The 24013-nt window shown below is 61.5% G+C and carries 24 protein-coding genes; 9 read left to right on the top strand and 15 right to left on the bottom strand.

Going from position 1 to position 24013, the window contains the following annotated elements:
• Window positions 1-4: 4 nt before the first annotated feature.
• From MMS95_RS06015 to MMS95_RS05990, 6 genes are all read right to left on the bottom strand, one after another.
• Complete coding sequence (locus MMS95_RS06015) at window positions 5-2083, bottom strand: iron ABC transporter permease (protein WP_031299720.1); 2079 nt, start codon at window positions 2081-2083, stop codon at window positions 5-7.
• 67 nt (window positions 2084-2150) lie between these two features.
• On the bottom strand, window positions 2151-3182 hold the full coding sequence (locus tag MMS95_RS06010; RefSeq protein WP_004939729.1) for an ABC transporter substrate-binding protein: 1032 nt from the start codon (window positions 3180-3182) through the stop codon (window positions 2151-2153).
• The gene (gene uhpC / locus MMS95_RS06005; protein WP_254901100.1) at window positions 3179-4501 is read right to left on the bottom strand and encodes an MFS transporter family glucose-6-phosphate receptor UhpC; all 1323 of its coding nucleotides are present in this window, start codon (window positions 4499-4501) and stop codon (window positions 3179-3181) included. The genes MMS95_RS06010 and uhpC overlap by 4 nt, the downstream gene beginning before the upstream one ends.
• A 66-nt stretch (window positions 4502-4567) precedes the next feature.
• Window positions 4568-6109, bottom strand: a complete 1542-nt coding sequence (locus MMS95_RS06000; RefSeq protein WP_033633859.1) for an MASE1 domain-containing protein — start codon at window positions 6107-6109, stop codon at window positions 4568-4570.
• Window positions 6109-6738 (bottom strand): response regulator transcription factor, encoded by a 630-nt coding sequence (locus MMS95_RS05995; RefSeq protein WP_033633858.1) that lies wholly within the window; start codon window positions 6736-6738, stop codon window positions 6109-6111. Before MMS95_RS05995 ends, MMS95_RS06000 begins: the two co-directional genes overlap by 1 nt.
• A gap of 123 nt (window positions 6739-6861) precedes the next feature.
• Complete coding sequence (locus MMS95_RS05990) at window positions 6862-7626, bottom strand: arylamine N-acetyltransferase (RefSeq protein WP_060558861.1); 765 nt, start codon at window positions 7624-7626, stop codon at window positions 6862-6864.
• A 158-nt stretch (window positions 7627-7784) separates the two neighbouring features.
• Between MMS95_RS05990 and MMS95_RS05985 the strand changes: the two genes are divergently transcribed.
• Window positions 7785-8405 carry an HD domain-containing protein gene (locus MMS95_RS05985; RefSeq protein ID WP_242141482.1) on the top strand — a complete coding sequence of 207 codons (621 nt, stop codon included), beginning with the start codon at window positions 7785-7787 and terminating at the stop codon, window positions 8403-8405.
• Here the strand turns inward: MMS95_RS05985 and MMS95_RS05980 are convergent.
• Genes MMS95_RS05980 through pyk form a run of 3 tightly spaced genes read right to left on the bottom strand, consistent with a single transcriptional unit; the run spans window position 8365 to window position 11472 of the window.
• Window positions 8365-9297, bottom strand: coding sequence for an AEC family transporter (locus MMS95_RS05980; RefSeq protein WP_015377036.1), 933 nt, complete (start codon window positions 9295-9297; stop codon window positions 8365-8367). The genes MMS95_RS05985 and MMS95_RS05980 overlap by 41 nt on opposite strands.
• A gap of 7 nt (window positions 9298-9304) precedes the next feature.
• Window positions 9305-10039, bottom strand: coding sequence for a TSUP family transporter (locus MMS95_RS05975; RefSeq protein WP_015377037.1), 735 nt, complete (start codon window positions 10037-10039; stop codon window positions 9305-9307).
• Window positions 10039-11472 carry a pyruvate kinase gene (gene pyk, locus MMS95_RS05970; protein ID WP_015377038.1) on the bottom strand — a complete coding sequence of 478 codons (1434 nt, stop codon included), beginning with the start codon at window positions 11470-11472 and terminating at the stop codon, window positions 10039-10041. Before pyk ends, MMS95_RS05975 begins: the two co-directional genes overlap by 1 nt.
• Before the next feature lie 304 nt (window positions 11473-11776).
• Between pyk and MMS95_RS05965 the strand changes: the two genes are divergently transcribed.
• Window positions 11777-12529 carry an SDR family NAD(P)-dependent oxidoreductase gene (locus MMS95_RS05965; protein ID WP_004939703.1) on the top strand — a complete coding sequence of 251 codons (753 nt, stop codon included), beginning with the start codon at window positions 11777-11779 and terminating at the stop codon, window positions 12527-12529.
• On the opposite strand, the gene MMS95_RS05960 is transcribed toward MMS95_RS05965, so the two are convergent.
• On the bottom strand, window positions 12514-13410 hold the full coding sequence (locus MMS95_RS05960; RefSeq protein ID WP_242141481.1) for a LysR substrate-binding domain-containing protein: 897 nt from the start codon (window positions 13408-13410) through the stop codon (window positions 12514-12516). The genes MMS95_RS05965 and MMS95_RS05960 overlap by 16 nt on opposite strands.
• 117 nt (window positions 13411-13527) lie before the next feature.
• On the opposite strand from MMS95_RS05960, the gene MMS95_RS05955 reads away from it, so the two are divergent.
• Complete coding sequence (locus MMS95_RS05955; protein WP_015377040.1) at window positions 13528-14307, top strand: 2OG-Fe(II) oxygenase; 780 nt, start codon at window positions 13528-13530, stop codon at window positions 14305-14307.
• 38 nt (window positions 14308-14345) lie between these two features.
• Here MMS95_RS05955 and ansP read toward each other — a convergent pair whose 3' ends face one another.
• Window positions 14346-15812: an L-asparagine permease gene (ansP, locus tag MMS95_RS05950; RefSeq protein ID WP_049239954.1), complete on the bottom strand. Its 1467-nt coding sequence runs from the start codon at window positions 15810-15812 to the stop codon at window positions 14346-14348.
• A 431-nt stretch (window positions 15813-16243) separates the two neighbouring features.
• The gene (locus tag MMS95_RS05945; RefSeq protein WP_004939694.1) at window positions 16244-16681 is read right to left on the bottom strand and encodes a PACE efflux transporter; all 438 of its coding nucleotides are present in this window, start codon (window positions 16679-16681) and stop codon (window positions 16244-16246) included.
• 111 nt (window positions 16682-16792) lie between these two features.
• Here MMS95_RS05945 and MMS95_RS05940 point away from each other — a divergent pair, with 111 nt between their 5' ends.
• The gene (locus MMS95_RS05940; RefSeq protein WP_242141480.1) at window positions 16793-17686 is read left to right on the top strand and encodes a LysR family transcriptional regulator; all 894 of its coding nucleotides are present in this window, start codon (window positions 16793-16795) and stop codon (window positions 17684-17686) included.
• A gap of 69 nt (window positions 17687-17755) precedes the next feature.
• Window positions 17756-18382, top strand: a complete 627-nt coding sequence (locus MMS95_RS05935) for a LysE family translocator (protein WP_242141479.1) — start codon at window positions 17756-17758, stop codon at window positions 18380-18382.
• 3 nt (window positions 18383-18385) lie between these two features.
• On the opposite strand, the gene MMS95_RS05930 is transcribed toward MMS95_RS05935, so the two are convergent.
• On the bottom strand, window positions 18386-18949 hold the full coding sequence (locus MMS95_RS05930; RefSeq protein WP_242141478.1) for a DedA family protein: 564 nt from the start codon (window positions 18947-18949) through the stop codon (window positions 18386-18388).
• Between the two features lie 50 nt (window positions 18950-18999).
• Window positions 19000-19677, bottom strand: coding sequence for a DJ-1/PfpI family protein (locus MMS95_RS05925; RefSeq protein ID WP_021503986.1), 678 nt, complete (start codon window positions 19675-19677; stop codon window positions 19000-19002).
• A gap of 91 nt (window positions 19678-19768) precedes the next feature.
• Here MMS95_RS05925 and MMS95_RS05920 point away from each other — a divergent pair, with 91 nt between their 5' ends.
• The 3 genes from MMS95_RS05920 (at window position 19769) to pbpG (ending at window position 22943) form a co-directional block, all read left to right on the top strand.
• A complete protein-coding gene (locus MMS95_RS05920; protein WP_242141477.1) occupies window positions 19769-20713 on the top strand; it encodes a GlxA family transcriptional regulator in 945 nt (314 codons plus the stop codon).
• A 45-nt stretch (window positions 20714-20758) separates the two neighbouring features.
• Window positions 20759-21862 carry an adenosylhomocysteinase gene (locus MMS95_RS05915; RefSeq protein ID WP_242141476.1) on the top strand — a complete coding sequence of 368 codons (1104 nt, stop codon included), beginning with the start codon at window positions 20759-20761 and terminating at the stop codon, window positions 21860-21862.
• Window positions 21863-22013: 151 nt separating this feature from the next.
• On the top strand, window positions 22014-22943 hold the full coding sequence (gene pbpG / locus MMS95_RS05910) for a D-alanyl-D-alanine endopeptidase (protein ID WP_242141475.1): 930 nt from the start codon (window positions 22014-22016) through the stop codon (window positions 22941-22943).
• 34 nt (window positions 22944-22977) lie between these two features.
• On the opposite strand, the gene MMS95_RS05905 is transcribed toward pbpG, so the two are convergent.
• Window positions 22978-23433, bottom strand: coding sequence for a GNAT family N-acetyltransferase (locus MMS95_RS05905; protein WP_004939676.1), 456 nt, complete (start codon window positions 23431-23433; stop codon window positions 22978-22980).
• Window positions 23434-23509: 76 nt separating this feature from the next.
• On the opposite strand from MMS95_RS05905, the gene MMS95_RS05900 reads away from it, so the two are divergent.
• Window positions 23510-23914 (top strand): VOC family protein, encoded by a 405-nt coding sequence (locus MMS95_RS05900; protein WP_015377047.1) that lies wholly within the window; start codon window positions 23510-23512, stop codon window positions 23912-23914.
• Window positions 23915-24013: the final 99 nt, after the last annotated feature.

Raw genomic sequence — 24013 nt, 5'->3', positions numbered from 1 at the left:
TCCATTACGCCTGGTTTTTGGCTTTTGAACGGGAGATGCGTGCCTCGCCGATCAGCCAGTCAAAGAGGAAAATAATCGCCAGCATCACCACGATCAGAATTGAACCGTAGGCGATCGCCACGCCGTATTCGCCGTCTTCCACGCGGTTGAGGATGTAGGCGGTGGCCACGCGGGTATCGGGCGTCACCAGGAAGACGATGGCGCTGACGGTGGTGATGGCGCGCACGAAGCTGTAGATCAGCGCCGACAGGATCGCCGGGCGCAGCAGCGGCAGCAGGACGTGCGTGATAGTGCGCAGCGAGCCGGCGCGCAGGCTGAGCGAGGCTTCGTCCAGCGATTTGTCTATCTGGCCCAGCCCGGCGATCCCGGCGCGAATGCCCACCGGCACGTTGCGCATCACCATCGAGATAATCACGATGGCGGCCGTGCCGGTGAGGTACACCGGCGCGCCGTTAAAGGCGAGAATGTAAGAGACGCCCGCCACGGTGCCCGGCACCGCAAAGCACAGCATGGTGGTGAACTCGATGGTCTTTTTGCCCTTGAACTGCTGGCGCACCACGATCCAGGCGATCAGCAGGCCGAACGCGGCGGTGATCGGCGCGGCGATCCCGGCGTACAGCAGCGTATCGAGCAGCGAAGGCCACGCGCCGTCGCTCATGCCCTGGCCGAACAGCTTGATGAAGTTATCCAGCGTCAGCGTGTAATCCACCCCCCAGTTGACGGTGAAGCTGCCGTAGAAAATGCTGCCGTAAAGCAGGGCGTTAAAGGCTACCCACACCGCCAGCAGCGCGATCACGCTCCATACCAGCGTGACCGGCAGCGGCTGTACGTCGCCGCGATAGGATTTGCCGGACACGGTGACGTAGGAACGCTTGCCGATCCACATATACTGGATGCAGAACACCAACAGCGAGAACAGCAGCAGGAAGGCGCCGAGGGTGCTGGCGGCCTGATAATCGAGCTGTGAACCGGTAATGTAGAAATAGATTTGCGTCGCCAGCACGTCGAAGTTGCCGCCGAGCACCAGCGGGTTGCTGAAGTCGGCCAGCGATTGCACCACCACGATCAGAAACGCGTTGGCCAGCGCCGGTTTCAGCAGCGGCACGAACACGCCGTTAAAGGTTTGCCAACGGCTGGCGCGCAGGGTGTAGGAGGCCTCTTCCAGCGAAGGATGAATGGTCTTGATCGCGCCGTCGAGGATCATGAACGCCATCGGGGTGAACGCCAGCACCTGCGCCAGCCAGATGCCGGTAAAGCCGTACAGCCAGTTGGTGTTGGTCAGGCCGAACCAGGCCACCATCCACTCGGTCACGTAGCCGGAGCGCCCCATCATCAGCGTGACGCCCAGGCCGACGACGAACGGCGGCGTGACGATGGGCAGGATGGAGAAGATGCGGCCGATAATGGCGCTGCGCCTGGCGATGCGGGTGGTGTAAATCGCCAGCACCAGGCCGAAGAAGGTGCAGCCGGCGCCTACCGCGATCGACAGGGCGATGGAGTTGAGGATCACCTGGACGATGTGCGCCTGCGACAGCACGTTCATAAACGCCAGCGGCGCGAAGGCGCCCGTCTGGTCGGTGAACATCGGAATGAAAATCGCGATGCTCGGCCAGACGATGAAGACGCCGATCAGCGCCACGATGGTGACCAGCGCGCCGATAACGAAGCGGTCGCCGCCCAGCCAGTCGAGGCGGGTCAGCGCCAACGTCATGATGGCGCCCAGCGCGGTCAACTGCACCAGGGTGGCGTAGCCTAAACCGCGTCCCGCCAGCGTGGCGCTGACGACGATAAAGGCCATGCACAGCAGCGCCCAGCCGGCGTCGAACGCGTGGCGCCGCCGCCGTTCACCGCCCGCCGCAGCGTAAGGGCGCAGCAGCAGCAGGCTCGGCAGCAGGCACCAAAGCCAGCTGATATTGCGATTTGACCAGCCGTAGGCCGCGAGGATCTCTTCGCCGGTGGACTCCAGCAGGCCGTAATCCAGGCTCCAGCTCGGCAGCAGGGCGAACGCCAGCCAGCCGAGCAAAACCCAAAGGAATATCGCATCTCGTTTTTTCACGAGATGGAGTGCATGTGTATGTGACATAAGTTTCCCGGATGTTCAGGCCGGGCAAGCCGTGAGGCTTACCCGGCAACAGGCGCAGAATGTGGGCTTATTTACCCATCTTGACTTCGCTGACCCATTTGTTGATCAGCGCCTTGCGGACCTCGGTCGAGCCGTACTTGTCCATGTCGTAGTTGATCAGCTTCAGATCGTCGAGCTTCAGCGAGTTCGGCGAGGTGTCGGCGGTGGTGTTGGTCAGGATCTGATAGGATTTGCCTTGCTTCCACGCCAGCTCCTGCGCCTCTTTCGACAGCACCCAATCCACGAACAGTTTGGCGTTGTCGAGGTTGCGCGCGCCTTTGAGGATGCTGACGCCGCCGATTTCATAGCCGGTGCCTTCGCAAGGCGAGATCAGCTCCAGCGGCGCGCCCTGTTCTTTTTCAAGCGAATAGTCATGCAGGAAACCGATGCCGATCGCCGTTTCACCGCGGGCGGCGTTGCGCGCCGGGGCAATGCCGGACTTGGTGTACTGCGAGACGTTGGCGTTCAGCTGCTTGAGGTAATCGAACGCCTGATCGTCTCCCCACAGCTGGGCAAAGGTCGCCAGCGCGGTATAGGCGGTGCCGGAGCTTTGCGGATCGGCGATTTGAATCTCGCCCTTGTATTCCGGCTTGGTCAGGTCTTTCCAGCATTTGGGCACCGGCAGGTTTTTCTCTTTCAGGCGTTGGGTGTTGACGCCGAAACCGAGAATGCCGACGTAGACCGCCGAGGAGTAGTTGCCTTTCAACTTGGCCGGATCGCGGAATTGCGTCATCACCTGGTCGAGGTTCGGCGATTTGTACGGCTGCAGCAGCCCCATTTCACCGGCCTGGGATTGCGGATCGAGCGTGCCGCCGTACCAGACGTCCGCCTGCGGGTTCTTCTTCTCGGCGTCCACTTTCGCCAGCGTGCTGCCGGAGCCGTTGCGGATGAACGAGGTTTTCACGTCATATTTCTCGCCGAAGGCTTTGGTTTCCGCTTCGCACATTTCATTGGTGGCGCTGCAGTAGACCACCAGGCGGCCCTTGGCGTGCGCGGCACCGCTCAGCGTCGCCAGCGCGATGCCGGACGCTATCAGGGTAGTGACCCACGTTTTTTTCATTGTTTTATCCTTCTCTCGGTAGAGGTGGTAACGCTCGCCATCAGCAGCGGCATCAGCAATAAACCCATAAGAACGGCGGCGATGGACAGCAAACTGAACATGCCCGACCAGCCGTAGCCTTCGATGACCCGCGACAGCGGCCAGCCCGCCAGCGCCGCCCCCAGGTAGGCGAACAGGCCGAGAAAGCCGGTGATGGAGCCCGCGGCGCCTTTGTGCCCGCACTCCACGGCGGCGAGGCCAATCAACATCTGTGGGCCGAAGACAAAAAAGCCCACCGTAAAGAAACAGCCCGCCAGCAGCGCGTAGTGATGCACCGGCGCCAGCCACAGCGCGGCGACGGAAACCATCAGCCCGAGCGTGAACAGCAAAATCATCGGCGCGCGCTGCCCGCCGAACAGCACATCCGAGCCCCAGCCGGCGAACAGCGCGCCGAGCAGGCCGCCTATCTCGAACAGCATCACCGTCGCGTTGGCGCTGAGCAGGTTGACGCCGTGGCTTTCCGTCAGCCACAGATTGCCCCAGTCGTTCAACGCAATGCGGATCAGGTAGACCAGCACGTAAGAGACGCCCAGCAGCCAGATCATCGGGTTCTTCAGCATCGTGGTGCGCAACATCCGCCACAGCCCCATTGGCGGGCTTTGCTGTTCCTGGCGCAGCTCCAGCGGATCGTGGCGCCACCGGCCGACCGACGGCAGGCCTTCTTCCTGCGGCGTGCCTGTCAGCCGCCGCGTGAGCCAGAGGCCCAACGCCATGCTGACGGCCCCCGGGATCAACATCGCCGCCTGCCAGCCCCAGCGCTGGGCGGCGAAGGCGCTGATCAGCGGCACGATCGCGCCGCCGAGGTTGATCGACATATTCCAGCAGCCCCACCAGAAGCCGCGCTCGTTGCGCGAATACCAGTGGGTCAGCAGCCGCGCGCAGGGCGGCCAGCCCCAGCCCTGAAAGAAGCCGTTCAGCGCCCAGACCGCCAACAGCAGCGTCAGCGATTCGCCGAAGGCGAACGCCACGTTCAGCACGCCGGTGGCGAACAGGCCGATCCCCATAAACCTGCGCTGCCCGTGGCCGTCGTGCCACAATCCGGCGCTGAATTTCGACAGGCCGTAGCTCAGGTAAAACAGCGAGCCGAGCAGGCCGATGTCCCCTTTATCCAGCCCCAAATCCGTTTGCAGCGCCGGCAGCACGTAATTCACGCTTTTGCGCGTCAGGTAAAAGGCGGCGTAGCCGATGACCATGTACAGCAGCAGTCGCGGGCGCAGCGCGCGGTAACGATGATCGATTTCAGATGCCGAGCGTGTCTGCATAGCCGTCTCCCTGGTGATGACTATAAGAAGGTGAAAGGGAAAGGGGATGAGAGAAAGTCCGGACTGGCTAAGACTTTTTCCTAGTTAGTCGGCGGTTTGTTGCAAATTTGTGGGCAGGTTAACAATTACCCGCGTGCCGCGCTGTGTGTCCAGCGTCAGTTCGCCGCCGAGCGCGCTGACCCGTTCGCGCATCCCCTGAATGCCGAGGCCGGGCACCTTGTCCGCCCGGATGCCGATGCCGTTGTCCCGCACCTCGAGGTGCAAAAGTGCCCCCTGTTGATACAAAACGATGGCGACTTCGCTGGCTTCGGCGTGTTTGCACACGTTGTTGAGCAGCTCTTGCAGCAGTCGGTAGAGGGTAAAACGCACCGTCTCGCCGGCGGGCGTGTTGATGAGCCGGTAGTCGAAACGGCAACGGATGCCCCGTTCGCTGAAGGCGAATTCATTCAGCAGGTGGTGAAGCGCGTCTTTGAACGCCAGCTCGTCCAGCGCGGGCGGGCGCAGCTGGCGCAGCAGCTGGCGCGTGGAGTGATGTATGCGCCGGGCGAGATCGGCTATCTGGTTCGCGGCGGCCTGGGTTTGCGCCGGATCGCGCGCCCGTTTGACCAGCTGCGACTGAATTTGAATCGCGGTGATGTTCTGGCCGATTTCATCGTGCAGCTCGCGCGCCAGGTTCTTTCGCGTGTCTTCTTCGGTGTGGATCAGTTTTTCGGTCAACGCCCGCCGCGCCGCCAACTCTTCTTCCAGGCGTCGGCGATAGTGGTGCAGGTTTTGCGCCAGGTGCTGCTGACGGCTGATGGCGATGCCCAGACCGATGCCGAGCAGCGCCTGCGTCGCCAGAAAGATTTCCAGCTCGATCAGATTGCCGAACCCCACGCCGACCTGCCGCGCGATGGTGATCATCATGCTGCCGAGCAGGCCGGACAGCACGCCGCCCTGCCAGCCGAACTTCCACGCCATCACCACGTTCGGCAAAAACACCACGATCAGCAGCAGGCGTTCGATTTCCGGCGACAGCACCATCTGGGTGCCGATGCCGATAACGAAAAACAGGCTGCACCAGATGATTAAGGACGCGCGCAGCGGCGGGTTGCTGGTGTCCAGCCCCAGCAGATGGTAGCGGTGCTGCTGGCGCAGAAATTCAAAAATCAGGTAGACGAACGGGGTCAGCAAGACGCCGCCGGTAAATGACGCCAGGCCGAGCAGCATCGCCGGGCTGTGCGCGAAAGGCGCAAGCAGGGCGGTATTGAGCAGCGAGGCGGCGGTCACTGCGGCCAGCAGCAGCGTCAGCCGCTGCCAGTAGAGTGGAAAACGGCGCCAGAATCGCTGTGCGAGCGCGGCCGGGAGCAGGGTGATGAACGGCGCGGCCAGCAGGCTGTAGCCGCTCAGCAGGCGTTCGCCGTGCAGCCAGAACAGCAGCAGCACCGGCGGTATTATCAGGGCGGGCCAATAGCGGCGCGCCAGCAGGATCAGCAGCGCGAGATAGACGCCGTGAGGCAGAAACAGCGCCGCCTGATTGCCGTTGTGGGTCAGGTAGAAACCGAGCGTCCACAGCATCAGCCAGCCGCTGCCCCAGGCCAACAGGATAAACAGCGAGATAACCCAGGGCCGGAAGCGGGGCGACATCAATGCCCCGCCAGCAGCTGATGGTCGAGGGCGAAATGCACCAGTTCAATGGTGCTGCTGCACTGCAGCTTGCCCAGGACGTTGGCGCGATGCACGTGCACCGTTTTGTGGCTGAGATCGAGCTTGAAAGCGATCTCCTTTACGCTGTCGCCTTTGACCAGCAGATCGAAGATCTCGCGTTCGCGCGGGGTCAACGCTTCCAGCGCCGTGGCCGGCTGCTCGCCGCCGCGCAGCGCCCGCAGCGCGTCGGCGCACAGGTAATGGCCGCCCATATCGACGGAGCGCACCGCCTGCACCAATTCTTCCGGCCCGCAGCGTTTGGTCAGATAGCCGCTGGCGCCGGCATCCAGCGCGCTCTGCACGAAGGTCGGGGTATCATAGATACTGAGGATGATCGCGCGAAACTGCGGCTTCTGCGCCCGCAGGCGTTTCAACAGGCTCAGGCCGTTTTCATCCGGCATGGCGATGTCCATCACCGCGACGCTGACGTCGTCGCGCAGCAATGCCGGCCAGGCCGCCGCCGCGCTGCTATATTGCCCCACCACATCGAGATCGTCCTCGAGGCTGAGCAATTGCGCAAAGCCGGAGCGCACCACCACATGGTCATCCACCAGTATCACACGGATCATTTTTCGCACTCTGTTGCCGAATCATGGCCCTATGATGCCTGCCGCCGCGGTGCTGGCAATCAGCCAAGCGCGGTTATGCAATCGGTGTAACAGAATCGCAATAAAAGGGCGCCGCCGGCGCCGTCAACGCTCCAAATCGATGGCGAAATGCTGCCACAGTACGGCGCGCCGTTCCTCTTCCGAATGCAACGTCGTTTCGTGGCGCTGGTGATCTTCGGTCACGATCAGCTTCATGTCGCTGAGGGTCACCCGGCCGTGCTCCGTCGGCCGTGAACACACCAGGCGCTGGGTGAAGTGCGACTGCGGCGAGGTGCTGTGGAATCGGCACATCTCGTCGAACTCAGGCAACTCGCGCGGCTGAACGGTAAAGCGATACAGGGTCTTGGCATGTGAGCGTTGGTCGCCGTTGCGGCGCTCCAGCAGGTAATAGTCGCCTTCCCGTTCCAGGTGGAAAGTGCCGCTGGCCTGCGGTTGCGGCTCGGCGACGACGATCTTCAGCGGCGTCAGGAAGGAATCGCCGAAACCGACATCCACCAGCCAGGCCTGCCCCGCCAGATCCACCCGCAGCGCCAGATGGTCGTAGGGCGGGCCGAAATGGCCGTCGCGCGCGCGGATCTCGCCGGAGATAAAGCTCACCTTGAAACCGATCTCCCGCAACAGCAGGGCGAACAGCGTGTTCAGCTCATAACAGAAACCGCCGCGGTTACGCTCGACCACCTTGCTGAACAGCGCTTCGGGCGCCAGCTGAATACCCTGATGATAAATAATGCTCAGGTTCTCGAACGGGACGCTCAGCATGTGGCGATGGTGCAGCTGTTGCAACGTGGGGAGGTCAGGGCGGGCGGTGCCGGCAAAGCCGATATGCTGCAGGTAGCGTTGGGTATCCACAGGGTGTCTCGCATGAGAAAAAGTAGGCATAAAATAGCGGGCTTTGCGGCGTTTGTGAGCGCATTACGTGCTGCGTTGTCGGCATAACTCATAACCAAATCGACTCAGATGTCAGCATGGCTGCCGTTAGACTGAATCGATATGGATAAGGAGAAAGTATGGATTTAACCTTGAAAGCGCAGCGATTTGCCAATGACGCTCACCATGCCTGCAATCAGCGGCGCAAGTTCACCGGGGAGCCGTATATCGTGCACCCCGCGGCGGTGGTGGATTTGCTGCAGCGGGCTAAGCCGACGCCAGAAATGGTCGCCGCTGCCTGGCTGCATGATACGGTAGAAGATACGGCGGTGACCCTGGCGGATATCCGGCGAGAATTCGGTCCGACGGTCGAGCGTTATGTGGAAATGTTGACCGACGTGCAGCCTCGCAGCTACGGCGGTGAGCGTCTGCACCGTAAAAATGCCAATCTGCGGCACAGCGCGCAGGCCTGTGCGGAAGCGCAGACCATCAAACTGTGCGACTTGATTGACAACAGCAAAAACATTACCGATTACGATGTCTCCTTTGCCCGTCACTATCTGGTGGAAATGGCGCGCTTATTGGCTGTTTTATCGGCGGGCGAGGCCGGCCTGTTGGCCTTGGCCCGCCGACAGTGTGCGGAAGCGATCGAGCGCATCAACGATCGTCATGGAGACGACGGCTGGTTCGACGCGTTGTGGCGGAAGTATGAGGCCCATCTTAAGCTGGATGAGCTGAAAACTGGGTCAGCAGCAAAATAACAGGAATGGTGACCGCCGCCAGCAACGTTTGGATCGTGATGATACCGGCCGACAAGCGATGATCGCCGCCCAGCAGTTTCGCCATGATGTAGGCGGAAGGTGTACAGGGTAAGGCGTTAAACAGGACGATAGTCGCCAGCACCGGGCCGGAGATGCCCAGGGTGATGCCGATTCCCAGCGTCAACAGCGGTACCAGCAGTAACTTGACGAAGGTCGATTGCAGTACGGGGCCCTGTGCCGTACGCGCCGCTTTGATATCCAGCCCCGCGCCGACCGCCAGCAACCCCAACGGCAGAGAGGCGCCGCCGAGAATGGTGAGAATGTTCTCCAGCGCCGTGCCGAGCGACCAGCCGCTGGCATTGAAGGCCAGACCGGCCAAGACCGAAAGGATCACTGGGTTTTTCCCCAGCGCTTTGGCGATCTGTCTGCCGCCGGGGCGGGAGCCCTGGCCGTAATGCATCAGTATGACAATCGAGGCCACGTTCAACAGCGGGATGGCGACGGCGATGCTGATTGAGGTCACCGTCAGGCCGGTGTGGCCGAAAGTCGCCGCCGCTGCGGCAACCCCGATGTAGGTATTGGGGCGCAGAGCGCCCTGTATGACGGAAGAGAAAACCGGCCCGGGCTGTTTTAGCCAGATTCGCCAGAGGTACAACGACAAGGCGCCGATCAACACGGCGCCCAGGACCGACAGGGCGATCGGCCGTACCGGAAACTGGCTCAGGTCGGCTTTGCCGACCTGAATAAACATCAGCGCCGGGAAGAGATAAAAGTAGTTCAGCTTCTCGCAGGGCAGCCAGAAAGCCCGATCGATCAGGTTTTTGTGCCGCAGAGTGAATCCCATGGCGATTAAAAATATCACCGGGATCAGAGAAAAGAGAGTCGTCGTCATGGGGAGCCTATAAATAGCCTTTAGTGAGAACGGCCACGCCATAGAAGGCAATAAAGCCGGTTACCATTTTTTCATAAACGGGAGCGCTGGTTCTCTTGAACAGCAGATTGCCGACGACCAGATACACCAGCAGAGCCAGCGGTGCCGCGGCGAAACCGTCGAGGTTCAGGGCTTGCCATTTAATGCAGGCCAGCGTGGCCAATTGGATTAAACCGAACATCAGGTAATAACGGGAGACGGTGGTTCTTATCTCCAGTTTCTCGCGATGGCTGGCGGTAGCGTAGAGTGCCAGCAAGGCGCCACCCATGTTGGTGACGCCATGTATCAGGCCCATGACTGCGATATAAGCGCGCTGATGTTTGCCGAGATAACGCTTCACGGTTTCCTGCAGTGACAGACGAAAGCGCATCAAGGCGGAAAACAGCAGGATGGCGCCCACCAGCAGATCGACATTCATCTTCACCGTCGAATGCAAGACCAGGCTCAGCGCCAGAATGACGAAAATGGCGCAAATCAGCATATTGACCTTTTCGCGAGCGGGAAAAGCAATTCGTCGGGCGCCAAGCGTCTGCGTCAGAGAGATCAGCACCGACGACGGCAGCAGCAGCCCAAGTACGGAGGAGAAATCAACGCCCAGCATTAATAGCGTCGGTGTACCGAATACCAAGATGCCCATGCCGAAAACCGATTGGATCACGGCAAATAGCGCAATCACCAGATAGAACAACGCATGATTATCCATCAGGCCACCTCTTCTTTCCGGTAGGGTTCCCGCGCCGCGTCAGATTGCAGGTAGGCATCGGCGCTGAGCGTGCGCAAGATATTCCCGCTGATATGCTGATTGTCTTGCTGGGCGCTGACCAGCAGCAAAACATCGTGCCGATTTATCAATCCATTGTCTGACAGGACATTCAGAGCCAAACGTTCGGTTTCCGGCTGTGTCAGATCGATCCGAGGCAATGTCAGGCCGGTGATGCCTGGCAGCATATTCCAGCTGCGCACCGTCGCCGCATCGTTGCCGAATGCGACGATCGGGATGCCGATGTTGGCCATGGCGGCGATGCGCACGCTGTAACCTGTGCGAGAAAACACCACCACCCGGGAGATCGGCAAGGCGCGGATAAGGGCGCCGACAGCCTGTCGAATATCGTCAACCTGCGCAGGGGGGGATGAGTGGGGCGCATGCGCTAAATGCTGTTCCGCCTGATGGGCTACGCTGGCGATACGGGCAACGGCCTCCAGAGGATAGCGGCCTACGGCGGTTTCACCGGAGAGCATCACCGCCGCGGCGCCATCCAGCACCGCGTTGGTGATGTCGCTGACCTCCGCTTTGGTTGGCAGCGGGTTCTCTATCATGCTGTGCAGCAATTCCGTCGCTACGATGGTGGGTTTGCCCGCATGGGAGGCGGCTCGGAGGATCTGTTTTTGGTAGAGAGAAACGCGGTCGATCGAGGTTTCCACCGCCAGATCGCCGCGATCGATCATGATAACGTCGGCGGCGGCGATGACTTCCTCCAGATGCTCTATGCCGCCGCTGTTTTCCACTTTCGCCACGATGCGGGGCGTATCGCCTCCGATCAGCGTTCTGATCGCGTTGATGTGTGCCGCGCTTTCGACGAAGCTTATGCCGATGTAGTCCACTTGATGCGCTTTGGCGAAGGCGATCATGTCGCGATCTTTCTCCGTTATCAGCGCCTGCCCGAGATCGATGCCAGGCACATTGATGCCTTTGCGGCTTTTCAGTTGGCCGTCCATGTCGGCCTGCAGGTAGATGTCCCGATCGACGATGTTAACGACCTGGAACGAGAGGGTGCCATCATCGGCGAAAACCTTATCACCCACCGTCAGCCGTTCATGCAACCGGCCGTACCCCACCGGGACTTTTTCCTCCCCGTTATGTGAGGTATCGGTCGTGAGGATCAGCGTTTGCCCTTTAGTGAATGAGGGTTCGTGTTTCAGTTGCAATGTGCGGATTTTTCTACCGGGAATGTCCAACAGCACCGGCGTATCCGGCAACGTTTTACGCAGCAGGGCGATGGTTTCCGCATGCCAGTCGAGCGTGTTGTGTGAACCGTTCAATCGGGCGACGGACATGCCGGCTTTTTCCAGCGCTGCCAACGTGTTGATATGGCGAGAGGCGGGGCCGATGGTAGCGATAATGCGAGTCTTTGCCATGATAAATGCTCCGAAAAGTTAAGATGCATTTATCTATGACAGTTTTGTGACAGCGGGGAAAATAGGGGTTTAATCTAACTAATATATAAAAAGTTATAATGAGTTTTGGCGTCAGAGCGGGTGCGCCTTATACATTTAATGATGAAAATAAAATGGTTATACAATTTACTTCCATCGTATAGATAAAATATTGATAAGCATTACTCCTTTTATTCCTCGCCGTGTTGGGCATCACTGCTGCCGCAAACTGTCACTTGCCGGCGCTAGCCTGTCCCCCTGAGTTCAACGTTGCAGGAGAACGGCTATGCAAGATTTCAAACATCGGGTGGCGCTGGTGACCGGCGCGTCCACCGGCATTGGCGAAGCGATCGCCGCCGAGCTGTTTCGGCGCGGAGCCACGGTGGTGATGACCGGCCGCCACACAGCGCCTCTCACCGCCGCCGCCGCGCGGCTCGATCCCGACGGCCGGCGGTTGATGACGTTGCGAATGGACGTGCGCGACGCGCAGTCGGTGCAACAGGGGATTGAAGAGATCGTGCGGCGCTGCGGCGCTCTGCATCTGCTGGTCAACAACGCCGGGATCACCGGCCCGCACGAGGTGGATATCGATCGGTACGCGGTCGAAGATTGGCATGAGGTGATCGCCACTTGCCTGAGCGGCACGTTTTTCGGCATGAAGTACGGCCTGCCGGCGATCGTCGCCGGCGGCGGCGGGGCAGTGGTGAACCTCTCTTCCGCCAACGGCGTGGTGGGCATTGCCGGGATTGCGCCCTATACCGCCGCCAAGCATGGCGTGCTGGGCCTGACGCGCTCGGCGGCGCTGGAATTCGCTACGCGCGGCGTGCGCGTTAATGCCGTCGGGCCGGGTTATGTGGATACGCCGGCGATGGGGGAACTGCCGGCGTCGGCGCGGGCGCAGATGGCCGCTTCGCACCCGATGGGGAGAATGGCGACGCGGGAAGAAGTGGCGAAAACGGTGGCTTTCCTGCTTTCGGACGACAGCAGTTTCACCACCGGTGCGTTTTACAGCATCGACGGCGGTTATACCGCCTGCTGAGCCAGCGCCTGCAGCCAACGGAGAAACGCCGCTGCGCCGGTTTTTTCCAGCGTGCGCGGCGGGTAAACCACGTAGTAGGGTTTGCTGAGCGGCAGCGCCGGTTCGGCCAGGGTGACCAGCCGGCCCTCCGCCAGTTCACGGGCGATCAGCCGCCGCTGGCCGAGCAGCACCCCGCGCCCTTGTACGGCGGCGTCGATGGCCAGCGAGGTCAGGTTATAGGTCAGCCCGCGCCGCGGCGGCGGCGACCGATCGGCGGCGGTGAACCACTCGTGCCAGCCCGGCAGAAACTGGCTCTCCTTGCCCCAGTCGACGTGGATCAGCGGCAGCTGCGCCCAGTCGCCGCGATCGCGCAGCGCCGGGCTGCATACCGGCTGCACACGATCCTGAAACAGCTGCACCTTTTCCAGCAGCGGGTAATCCTGATCGCCGAAGCACAGGGCGAAATCCGCCGCCGAATGGGCGAAATCGACCGCCGCATGGGTCGCGTGCAGCCGCAGATCGCCGTCGGGGCACTGCGCCAGCCAGTCGCCCAGCGCCGGGTTCAGCCATTTGGAGGCCAACGCCGGCAAGGTGAACACCGTCAGCGTCTGCTTGCCGCGCTGGCGTTCGACGTGTTGCTGCGCCACGCGCAGCGTTTCAAACGCCTCCTGAACATAGGCCAGGTAGTCCGCGCCCTGTTCGGTCAGCGTGACGCCGCTTTTGGCGCGAATGAACAGCGTGATGCCCAGATGTTGTTCGAGCTGGCGGATCTGCTGGCTGACGGCGGCGGCGGTCAGCGCCAGCGCATCCGCCGCGCGGGCCAGGCTGCCGGTGCGAGCGGCGGTTTCGAACGCCAGAATGGCGCTCAGCTTGGGCAAGCGCGCACGGGACGGTGAGTGCATGAGCAGGGCTTATCGCTAAGAATTCGTTAGCTTATCCATAACGTATTTTTGTTATGGCGGCAATGCGGCATTCGCTACAGTGAGAGGCATCCGGCTTTCGCACACGAGGGGAACGTCATGCCGCCACTTGCCGATATTATCGATCTGTCCGCCCATCCCATCGATGACGCCGCGTTCCGCGCCCGCTGCCGACAAACGCTGGCGCGCGCCGGCGCGCTGGTGCTGCCGGGATTTCTGCGTGAAGCCGCGCTGGCGACGGTGCGGCTGGAGGGCGCTGAACAGCACCATGCGGCGTTTTACGCCACCAGCAAACACAACGTGTATCTACGGCCGCAGGACGACGCGCTGCCGGCCGACCATGCGCGCAACCGGCTGGTGGTGTCGTCCAAGGGCTGCATTACCGACGAGGATATTCCGCCGCAGTCGCCGCTGCGCGCGCTGTACGACGCCCCGGCGTTTCGCGCGTTCCTGTGTGCGGTGCTGGGCGAGGCGCAGCTGTATCCCTACGCCGATCGGCTGTCGTCGATCAACCTGCATTACGCCCATACCGGTCAGGAGCTGGGCTGGCATTTTGACAACTCCTCGTTCGCCATCACGCTGCTGATCCAGAAACCGCAGGCGGGCGGGCGCTTCGAATACGTGGAGAACCTGCGCGACGCCGATCGCGGCGAGATGAACTATGCCGGGGTCACGCAGGTGCTGGACGGCGAGCGGGCGGTCAAACGGCTGGCGATGGAGGAGGGGGATTTGGTGCTGTTTCGCGGGCGCAACGCCATGCACCGGGTGACGCCGACCGAAGGCGACACCACGCGCATGCTGGTGGTGTTGGCCTACAATGCGCAGCCGGACGTGATGCTGTCGGAAAGCGCCAGAATGACGTTCTACGGGCGGTTATAGCGGATAAAAAAAACCGCCCCGGAGGGCGGTTTGTCGATTCAGCGTTGGCTCTGTTCTTCGTGAGCCTGCTGTTCCAGCTTCACTTCCTGCGCGCGTTTGCGCAGGCCGAACCAGCCCAGCGTCAGCAGCACCGCCAACACCGGAATGGTGGCGATGGTCCAGGTGCCGTTCGGGTAGTCGAAGGCCATCATCACCACCACGATCAGCAGAAACGCCAGCGTCAGCCACGAAGTGAACGGCGCGCCCGGCATTCTGAACGACACCGGCTGCGCGCGGCCTTCGCGCACGGCTTTGCGCAGGCGCATCTGGCAAACGATGATAAACGCCCAGGAGGCGATGATGCCCAGCGAAGCGATGTTCAGCACGATCTCGAACACCTGCGCCGGCACCAGGTAGTTGAGCACCACGCCGATCACATAGATGCCGCAGGTGACCAGGATGCCGGCGTAAGGCACCTGCTGGCTGCTCATTTTAGCCATCAGCTTCGGCGCGGAGCCGCCCATCGCCAGCGAACGCAGGATGCGGCCGGTGGAGTAGAGGCCGGAATTGAGGCTGGACAGCGCGGCGGTCAACACCACGATGTTCATGATGGTGCCGATGTAAGGCACGCCCAGCTTGCTGAAGAAGGTGACGAACGGGCTTTGGCCGGCCTGATAGGCGTTCCACGGCAGCAGCAGCACCAGCAGCACCACGGAGCCGACGTAGAACAGGCCGATACGCCAGATCACGCTGTTGATCGCTTTAGGCATCATTTTGGCCGGATCTTTACACTCGCCGGCGGCGGTGCCGATAAGCTCGATGCCGGCGAAGGCGAAGATCACCCCTTGCACCAGCACCAGAGCAGGCAGCAGGCCGTGCGGGAACATGCCGCCGTTTTCGGTGATCAGGTGCATGCCGGTGGTGTGGCCGGCGACCGGGGTGCCGGTGCCGAGGAAGACGACGCCGACAATCAGGAACAGCGCGATGGCGGCGACCTTGATCAGCGCGAACCAGAACTCCATCTCGGCGAACCACTTCACGCCGATCATGTTCATGGTGGCGACGATACCGAGCGCGCCGAGGGCGAACAGCCATTGCGGCACGTCGGCGAAGGTGCCCCAGTAGTGCATGTACAGCGCCACGGCGGTGATGTCGACGATGCCGGTCATCGCCCAGTTGAGGAAATACATCCAGCCGGCGACGTAAGAGGCTTTTTCGCCGAGGAATTCGCGGGCGTAAGAAACGAAGCTGCCGCTGGAAGGGCGATGCAGCACCAGTTCGCCCAGCGCACGCAGGATGAAGAAAGAGAAGATCCCGCACACCAGATAGACCAGCGCCAGCGCCGGCCCGGCCAACTCGAGACGGCCGCCGGTCCCGAGGAACAAGCCGGTGCCGATGGAGCCGCCGATGGCGATCATTTGGATTTGCCGGTTGCCCATGCTTTTGTGATAACCGGATTCATGAGAGTCTAGCCAGCGTCTTCTGGCGGCGTGTTTGTCATCCGCCGACTTTTTTTGTGAGTGCATTATCCGTCCTGTTTACCTGTCTATGTTAACCCTGCTCTTAATGAGAGCAAACGATTGCTATGACCAATCGTTATGAGAATGAGGTCGTGGCATCATTCCGCTGTTTATTGTGTATACAGCCATCATTAAAATAACGGCGAAGCATGCTACCTTTTCTCCGTAATGGTGGCAAAAAATACTGCGCATAAAACGTGAACAAGTGTGTTTATTTTTTAATCCAAATATAAAAGGATATATTATTCAAAAAGATGTGATGTTTTATCAAGACGGAAATATCGAAGAATAAAAAGTGATTAAAATCACAAAATAATAATTACCGTGCAAATTACAGGGTGTTGTTCTTATATTTCGCGGCGAGAAATAAGAGGAAGGAAATGGCGACCCGCGCAGAAAATGGGATAAGCAACGGGTCGGTGGGTGCGTAACGAGTCTTAGGCCGATTCACCGGCCGGCAGGGCCGATGCGGGCAGGCCGAACAGCTTGTCGAACGCCCAGTTAAACAGGAAGGTGTAGCAAGGAATGATGACGATCAGCGCCATATCCAGCAGCAGCGCCTGCCACAGCGTGATGCCCATCCACCAGGCGATCAGCGGGATCAGATACACTACCAGCGTCAGCTGAAAGCCGACGGCGTGCAAAATGCGGCGTTTGAGCGTGCGGGTGCGCGACACCTGGCGGCTTTCCCACCACTCGAATAAATAGTTGTAAATAAAGTTCCAGCTGACCGCGATGGTGGTGATCACCACTGCCAGCGGCCCGGTGCTGCTCGGCGCATGACCCGACAGCAGCGCCAACCCCAGCGCCGAGATCGCCATGCCGATGATTTCATAAGCGGTGACATACACCAGTTTGCGTTTGACGCCTTGCATCGTTTTCTCCCGATCTGTTTTTAGTTGCCTCTGTGGCGACGGCGGCTAAGATAACGTCAATCACATTGATAGAAAAAGTCAGGAGTTGTCAGTTAATCTGACAGGTGAACAATGAATTTTTCCAGCGACAACATCGAACTGTTTTTGGCGGTGCTCGATCGCGGCTCGTTTTCCGCCGCCGCCCGCGCGCTGCGGCGCGTGCCCTCCGCTGTCAGCATGGCCATCGCCAACATGGAGGCGGAGCTCGGTTTTGCCTTGTTCGACCGTTCTCACCGTGAACCGACGCCGACTGCGCTGGCGCTGGCTCTGGCGCCGCACGCCCGCCTGATCGCCGGGCAGCTCAAGCAGCTGCAGGTGCACGCCATCGAACTGTCCCAGGGGCTGGAGAGTCGGCTTTCGATCGGCGTGGCGTCGGATATCAACGGCGCCAGCCTGCTGGCGGCGGTGAAAACGCTGTCGCAGCGTTATCCGCTGCTGAACATCGAAGTGCTCAGCGCGCCGCAGGACGACGTGTTGCACATGCTGCACGAGGGGCGCATCGGCGTTTGTCTGGCGTTCGGCGGGCTGAACGTCAACAGCGCGGAACAGTTCCACTTCGTCGGCGCGGAGTCGCTGGTGGCGATGCTGTCACCGCAGCACCCGGCGCTGGACGGTGCGGCGGGCGAGCTGTTTCTCGAGGATCTGGTCAACGTGCGGCAGATCATGGTGGCCAGCCGCGATCTGCCGATCGGCGATCTGCGTCCGCAGGTGGCGGAGGCTTACTGGCGCACCGACAGCCTGCCGATGGCGCTGAACATGGTGGAAGCGGGCCTGGGCTGGGGCAACTTCCCGCTGTCGTTGGCCGAGCCGCTGCTGGCGCAGGGGCGGTTGGTGCGGCTGAAGTTCAAAAACACCAAGAACGAGCTGCGCTTGCCGATGCATTTGATCTGGCTTAAGAATCGCCCGTTGGACAAAGCGGCGCGCGAACTGGTCGAGCTGATGCGCGCGGCGCCGCAGGGATCTTGACGCACCGTTATTGCTTTTGTTTTCACCTCTGCGCTAGTTTGAATAAAAAATGACAACGGGAGAGTGGGCATGTTGAGCGAGACGGCGCTGTCAATAATAAGCATTACCGGCGCGATTGCGCTGGGGGCGATGAGCCCGGGGCAGAGCTTTATTCTGGTGGCGCGTACGGCGGTGGCTTCCTCACGTGGCGACGGCATGGCGGTCGCGCTGGGAATGGGCGTCGGATGCTTTGTCTTTGCACTGTTGGCCCTGCTTGGGCTGCAGTCGCTGTTGCTGGCGCTGCCGTGGCTTTACGGGACGTTGAAGCTGTTGGGCGGCGCCTATCTTATCTATCTGGCGTTCAACATGTTGCGCGGCGCCAACCGGCCGCTGAACGTGGATGGAGTGGGCGGGCAGCCGCTGGGAGGGCGTAAAGCCTTCACCACCGGTCTGCTGACTCAATTGGGCAACCCGAATACGGCCATCGTCTTTGCCAGCGTGTTCGCCGCGTTGCTCAGCCACGCGATCGCGCCGTGGATGTATGTGGCGCTGCCCTTGATCGCGCTGGCGGTCGATGTGGCGTGGTACGCCTTTGTCGCCTTCGTGCTCTCTTCGCCGCGTCCGCGCCGGATTTATCTGCGCTTCAAGGCCTGGTTCGATCGCCTGAGCGGCGGCGTGCTGGCGCTGTTGGGCATCAAACTGATCCTTAGTCGCTGAGTTTCACTCCGGGTGGCGTTTACGCCACCAGAAACGCACCAGCAGGATAGCGGCGATCGCCAGCGCGACAAACAGCAGGCTGGAGAGCTTTTTGTCGAAGCCGGTAACGAAGCGTTCGATCGCCTGGCCGCCAAAATAACCGAGCATGACGAAGATCGTCGCCCAGAGAATGGCGCCGAGGATGTTCAGCGGCACGAAGCGCGACGGCGGCAGGCGGCTGGCGCCGATCAGCACCGGGCCGATGATGCGGAAACCGTACATAAAGCGCACCCCGATAACGAACAGCATCGGGTGGCGGGCGATCAGCCTTCTGGCGCGCGCGATGCGCTTTTCCTGCCCCTTGAGCCGCGAGATGACTTTGCCTTCGAACCGGCGGCCGGCGAAGTACAGCAACTGATCCCCCAGCGTGCCGCCCAGCGCCACTACTGCGATCACCCACGGCCAGTGCAGCAGCCCTTCATGGGCGGCGATGCCGCCCAGCAGCGTGATGGTTTCCCCCTCAGCCAGGCAGCCGATAAACAACGCCCAGTAGCCATAGTCCGTAATGTAGTGGGCCAAATCGGTCATTCCTTACTCCTTATGTGGCTGACGCATAAGGGCAAGTATACGCCCGATCGCTAGCCTTGGGCGATCTGGGCCACCAACGCTCTGCGCTGCGCCAGACTTTCCGCCATTTGTGCCTGTACCCTGGCGTAAATGTGCGGCGGGGCCAGTTCCGGCGTGCCGCCGGTGAACGGCGGGGCCGGGGCGTATTCCAGATAGAGTTGGATCGTTTGGGCAGTGTCTTCGCCGTGCAGTTCGGCGATCAGCGCCAGCGCGAAATCGATGCCGGCGGTAACGCCGCCGCCGCTGATCACGTTGCCGTCACGCTCTACGCGTGCAGCGCTGGGTATGGCGCCGAACAGCTTCAGGCTGTCGCGCATCGACCAGTGGCAGGCGGCGCGTTTGCCCGGCAGCAGGCCGGCGGCGGCCAGGATCAGCGAACCGGTGCATACCGAAGTCAGATAGCGGGCATCGGCGCCCAGCCGCCGGATTTGCTGCATGAATGCTTTATCCTGCAGCGCCTGGGTGCAGCCGCTGCCGCCCGGCACGCACAGCACATCGCAGCGTGCGATCTCCGGCAGCGGGCGCAGCTGGGTGAAGTGCAAGCCTTCCGACTCGACATCCGCGCCGTCTACTGAAGCGACGATGATTTCCGCGCCCGGCATGCGGCGCAGAAACTGCAGTGGGCCAGTGAAATCGAGCTGGGTGACGCCTTGATAGATGGGAAATACAATCACGAGTGGTTCAGACATGACATTCGCCTCATTTTTATCGTTGGACCTGAGCCATAATAGCCGCCCTGCATTTGGCTGATATGACAGATAACCCTCAAAAAGCGCCATCATGAAAACGATCGGTTTTGTGGTTTTTCCCGGTTTCAACCTGCTGGACTTTGCCGGCCCGCTGGCGGCGTTCGATAACGTCAACCAGTTCACTGACCCGCCGGCCTACCGCTGCGTGGCGATCTCGCCGCAGGGCGGTATGGTCGCCAGCTCGGCCGGGGTGGAAATCGCCACGCAGCCGTGCGGCGACGAGCGTTTCGATACGTTGGTAGTGGCCGGCGGCAGCGGCAACGTGATGGCGGCGCAGTCACCGGCGCTGGTGGCGTTCCTGGCCAACCAAAGCCGACGAGCGCGGCGTATCGCCAGCGTATGCACCGGGGCGTTTATTCTGGCGGCCTGCGGGCTGCTGGACGGCAAACGCGCCACCACTCACTGGTATCATGCGGCGCGGTTGCAGCAGAGTTATCCGCGTATCCGCGTCGACAGCAACCGCATTTTCATCCGCGACGGCGATATCTGGACCTCGGCGGGCATCAGCGCCGGCATCGATCTGGCGCTGGCGCTGATCGAGGACGATCTGGGCGCCACCCTGGCGGCGGCCGTGGCGCGGCAGCTGGTGGTCTATCACCGCCGCCCCGGCGGGCAGTCGCAGTACTCGCTGCTGCTGGCGTTGAACCCGCCGTCGGATCGCATGCGCGCCGCGCTGTCGTACGCGCGTGAACATTTGCACCAGCCGCTGTCGGTGGCGGATCTGGCCGACGCCGCCTGCCTGAGCGAGCGGCAATTCGGCCGGCTGTTCCGCGCTGAAACCGGGCAGACGCCGGCCAAGGTGGTCGAGCAATTGCGGGTAGAGGCGGCCAGGGTGCGCATCGAAGAGAGCGCCGAGCCGCTGGAAGCGATCGCCCGCTCGGTGGGGTTCAGCGATCCGGAACGCATGAGGCGGGCGTTTATCCGCGTATTTGGCCTGTCGCCGCAGGCGATCCGCCGGCTCGGTCGCGCGGGATAACTTTTTTGCCACGCCTGGCGGCGGGGTACACCAGAGGAGCAACGGATGTATCAGGATTTTGACAGTGAATTGAGCTGGGCGATGCGTCATATGCCGCGCACCCGGGCGGCGGTGGCGGCGTTGCCGGACCTGCACGGGGTGCGGCTGGCGTGCAATATGCACCTGGATCTGAAAATGGCGCCGCTGGTGGCCGGCCTGCTGGACAAGGGCGCGGCGATCTTTCTGACCACCTGCAATCCCACTACGGTGCAGGACGACGTGGTGGCCTGGCTGGAACGGCGGGGCGCGCAGGCCTATGCCTGGCGTGACATGAGCGCCGGCGAATGGTCGGAATCTTTCGATCGCGCGTTGGCCTGGCAGCCGACCCACCTGTGCGAAATGGGAGCGGATTTGACCACCCGTTTGCACCAATCGCCGAACGGCCCGCAGATCGTCGCCGGGCTGGAGGCCACCGGATCGGGCATCAATCGGTTAAACGGCGTGGCGCCGCGCTACCCGATCTTCAACTGGGACGATCTGCCGGTGAAAGAAGGGCTGCACAATCGGCATATGGTTGGGCTGACCGCCTGGCACACCTTCTTCCAGACCACCCATTTGACGCTGCATGAAAAGCGCGTGCTGGTGATTGGCTACGGCCTGGTCGGGCAGGGGACGGCGGCCGCGGCCAGGGCCTACGGCGGCCAGGTGATGGTGGCGGAAATCGATCCGGCGCGTGCGCTGCAGGCGCGTTATGACGGCTGGCAGGTGGTGGATCTGGCGAGCGGGGCCGCGCAGGCGGACGTGATCGCCACCGCGACCGGCGCGAAAAACGTGCTTTCGGCGCAGCATCTGCAGCAGGCGCAGGACGGCGTATTTATCCTCAACGTCGGCCACGTGGCGGAAGAGATCGACGTCGGCTTCCTCAAGGGCCTGCAGCACCACGAGCCGATGCCTTATGTGAACGCTTACCAACTCAATGAGAAGACGGTTTATTTGCTGGCCAACGGCTCGATGTTCAACCTGACCGCCGGCTACGGCGACAGCCTCAACGCCTTCGACGTCACGCTGGCGGTGATGGCTGCCGGCATCGGCCATATCGTCGGTGCAGGGGCGCGGCAAACGCCGGGGTTGTACCTGTTGCCGCAGTCGGCCTGGCAGCCGGCGCTGTAACTTTTTCTACGCGGGCGTTCATCCCAGAGCGCCCGCGGGCTGTGCCGATTTTCGGCCGACAGAATTTGTCACAAATCCGCCCTATAATCCCAGTGCCAAGCGCTGAACCCTCACATATAATTCGCTGAGTTCAAGCCCCCATTTCAGAGTAATGCCTGTGAAAATACGTGTTTTGGTTCTGACCCTGCTCGCTTTGCAGGCGGGCGCAGGCTTTGCGCCGCGCGCGCTGGCCAGCGACAACGCTGCCGCCCTGCACGCCACCCAGCCTGAGCTGGCCTCCGGCAGCGCGATGGTCGTCGATATGCAAACCCATAAGGTGATGTACGCGCGCAACCCGGATGAAGTGGTGCCGATCGCCTCGATCACCAAGCTGATGACCGCCATGGTCACGTTGGACGCGCACCTGCCGCTCGACGAGATGCTGTCGGTGGACATCCACCAGACGCCGGAGATGAAAGGGGTGTATTCACGGGTGCGGCTGAACAGCGAAATCAGCCGCAAGGATATGCTGCTGCTGGCGCTGATGTCGTCGGAAAACCGTGCGGCCGCCAGCCTGGCGCACCACTATCCGGGCGGCTACAACGCCTTCATCAAAGCGATGAACGCCAAGGCCAGGGCGCTGGGTATGACCAACACCCATTACGTCGAACCGACCGGGCTCTCTATTCATAACGTGTCGACGGCGCGCGATCTGACCAAACTGCTGATCGCCACCAAGCAATATCCGTTGATCGGCCAGCTCAGCACCACCACTGAGCGCATGGCCAGCTTCAAGGCTCCCAACTACACGCTGCCGTTCCGCAACACCAACCACCTGGTGTACAACCCGAAATGGAACATTCAGCTGACCAAGACCGGCTTCACCAACCAGGCGGGCCACTGCCTGGCGATGCGCACCATGATCGGCAACCGCTCGGTGTCGCTGGTGGTGCTGGACGCTTTTGGCAAATATACCCACTTCGCCGACGCCAACCGTCTGCGCAGTTGGATTGAAACCGGCAAGGTGACGCCGATCCCGGCCGCCGCGCGTGACTATCGCCGCCAAAAAGACGCCCGTCTGGCGAAGAACGACAGCGAATAACCCGCCTGGCGGTCCGCCCGTTTGCGGCGGGCCGCTATCGGCCCTCGGGCCGTCTGATGACAAATCCCCGCTCGCGATCGCCGTCGAAACCCGCTTTGAGATAAAGCTGGTGCGCGCCGGTGCGTTGCTGCCCCGACAGCAGCATCACCTTGTAACAGCCTTTACGCCAGGCCAGCTGCAGCGCGTATTCAATCATGGCGAGCGCTACGCCGTGGCCGCGGTAGGGCTCCGCCGTCACCACGTGTTCGATGACGCCGAACGGCTGCGCCTGGTGCGCCAGCCCCGGGATCAGCGCCAGCATGCAGGTGGCGATCGGCTGTTCCTCGTCCGCCGCTACCACCAGGCGGATCGCCGGATCGTCCAGCAGGCGTTGCAGGGCGCGGCGCGCGTCGTCGGCGCGCAGCGGCGCGTCCTGCGGGCGCAGCTCGCGATACAAGGCTAACAGGCCGTTGAGATCGTCCGGCTGCGCCAGGCGATGAATGATGCTCATGATTGCTCCTTTCCGCCGCTTCAACGGTAATCCGCTATCCTCCATTAATACCACAACGATTGTCGGAGGGGATGTTATGAGTCAGGTTTCGACCTTTGTCATGTTCCAGGGAGAGGCGCAGCGGGCGATCGACCTTTACAGCCAGGTGTTCGAGCGTTTTCGGCTCATGCAGGTGCAGCATTACGATCCGACGCCGGACGGCCGGCGGTTGATCAAGCATGCGTCCATCGATTTCGACCGGCAGAACCTGGTGTTCATCGACAGCCCGATCAGCCATGACTTCAGCTTCACCCCGGCGGTGTCGCTGTTCATCAACCTGCCTAACGAAGAAGCGTTGGAGCGGGCGTTCCACCGGCTGGCGGAGGGCGGCAAGGTGCTGATGCCGCTCGATGACTACGGCTTCAGCGCCCGGTTCGGTTGGCTGAACGATCGTTTCGGCCTCTCCTGGCAGCTCAATGTGCCGGCGGGGGATCTGCCCTGACGCCAAGGGCGTGCAAAAGGGATGGTAGCGCCTGCGGTTGTTTCATATGCTTACCCCCGTGGTGGCAGGGAATTCTGCCGTGGGCAATACCGACAACAT

The sequence above is a fragment of the Serratia sp. PGPR-27 genome (assembly GCF_022678525.1).
In the GTDB taxonomy this organism is placed as follows: Bacteria; Pseudomonadota; Gammaproteobacteria; order Enterobacterales; family Enterobacteriaceae; genus Serratia; species Serratia nematodiphila.
The sequence above is the reverse complement of the archived record's forward strand: the minus strand, read 5'-3'. Positions and strand labels throughout refer to the sequence as shown.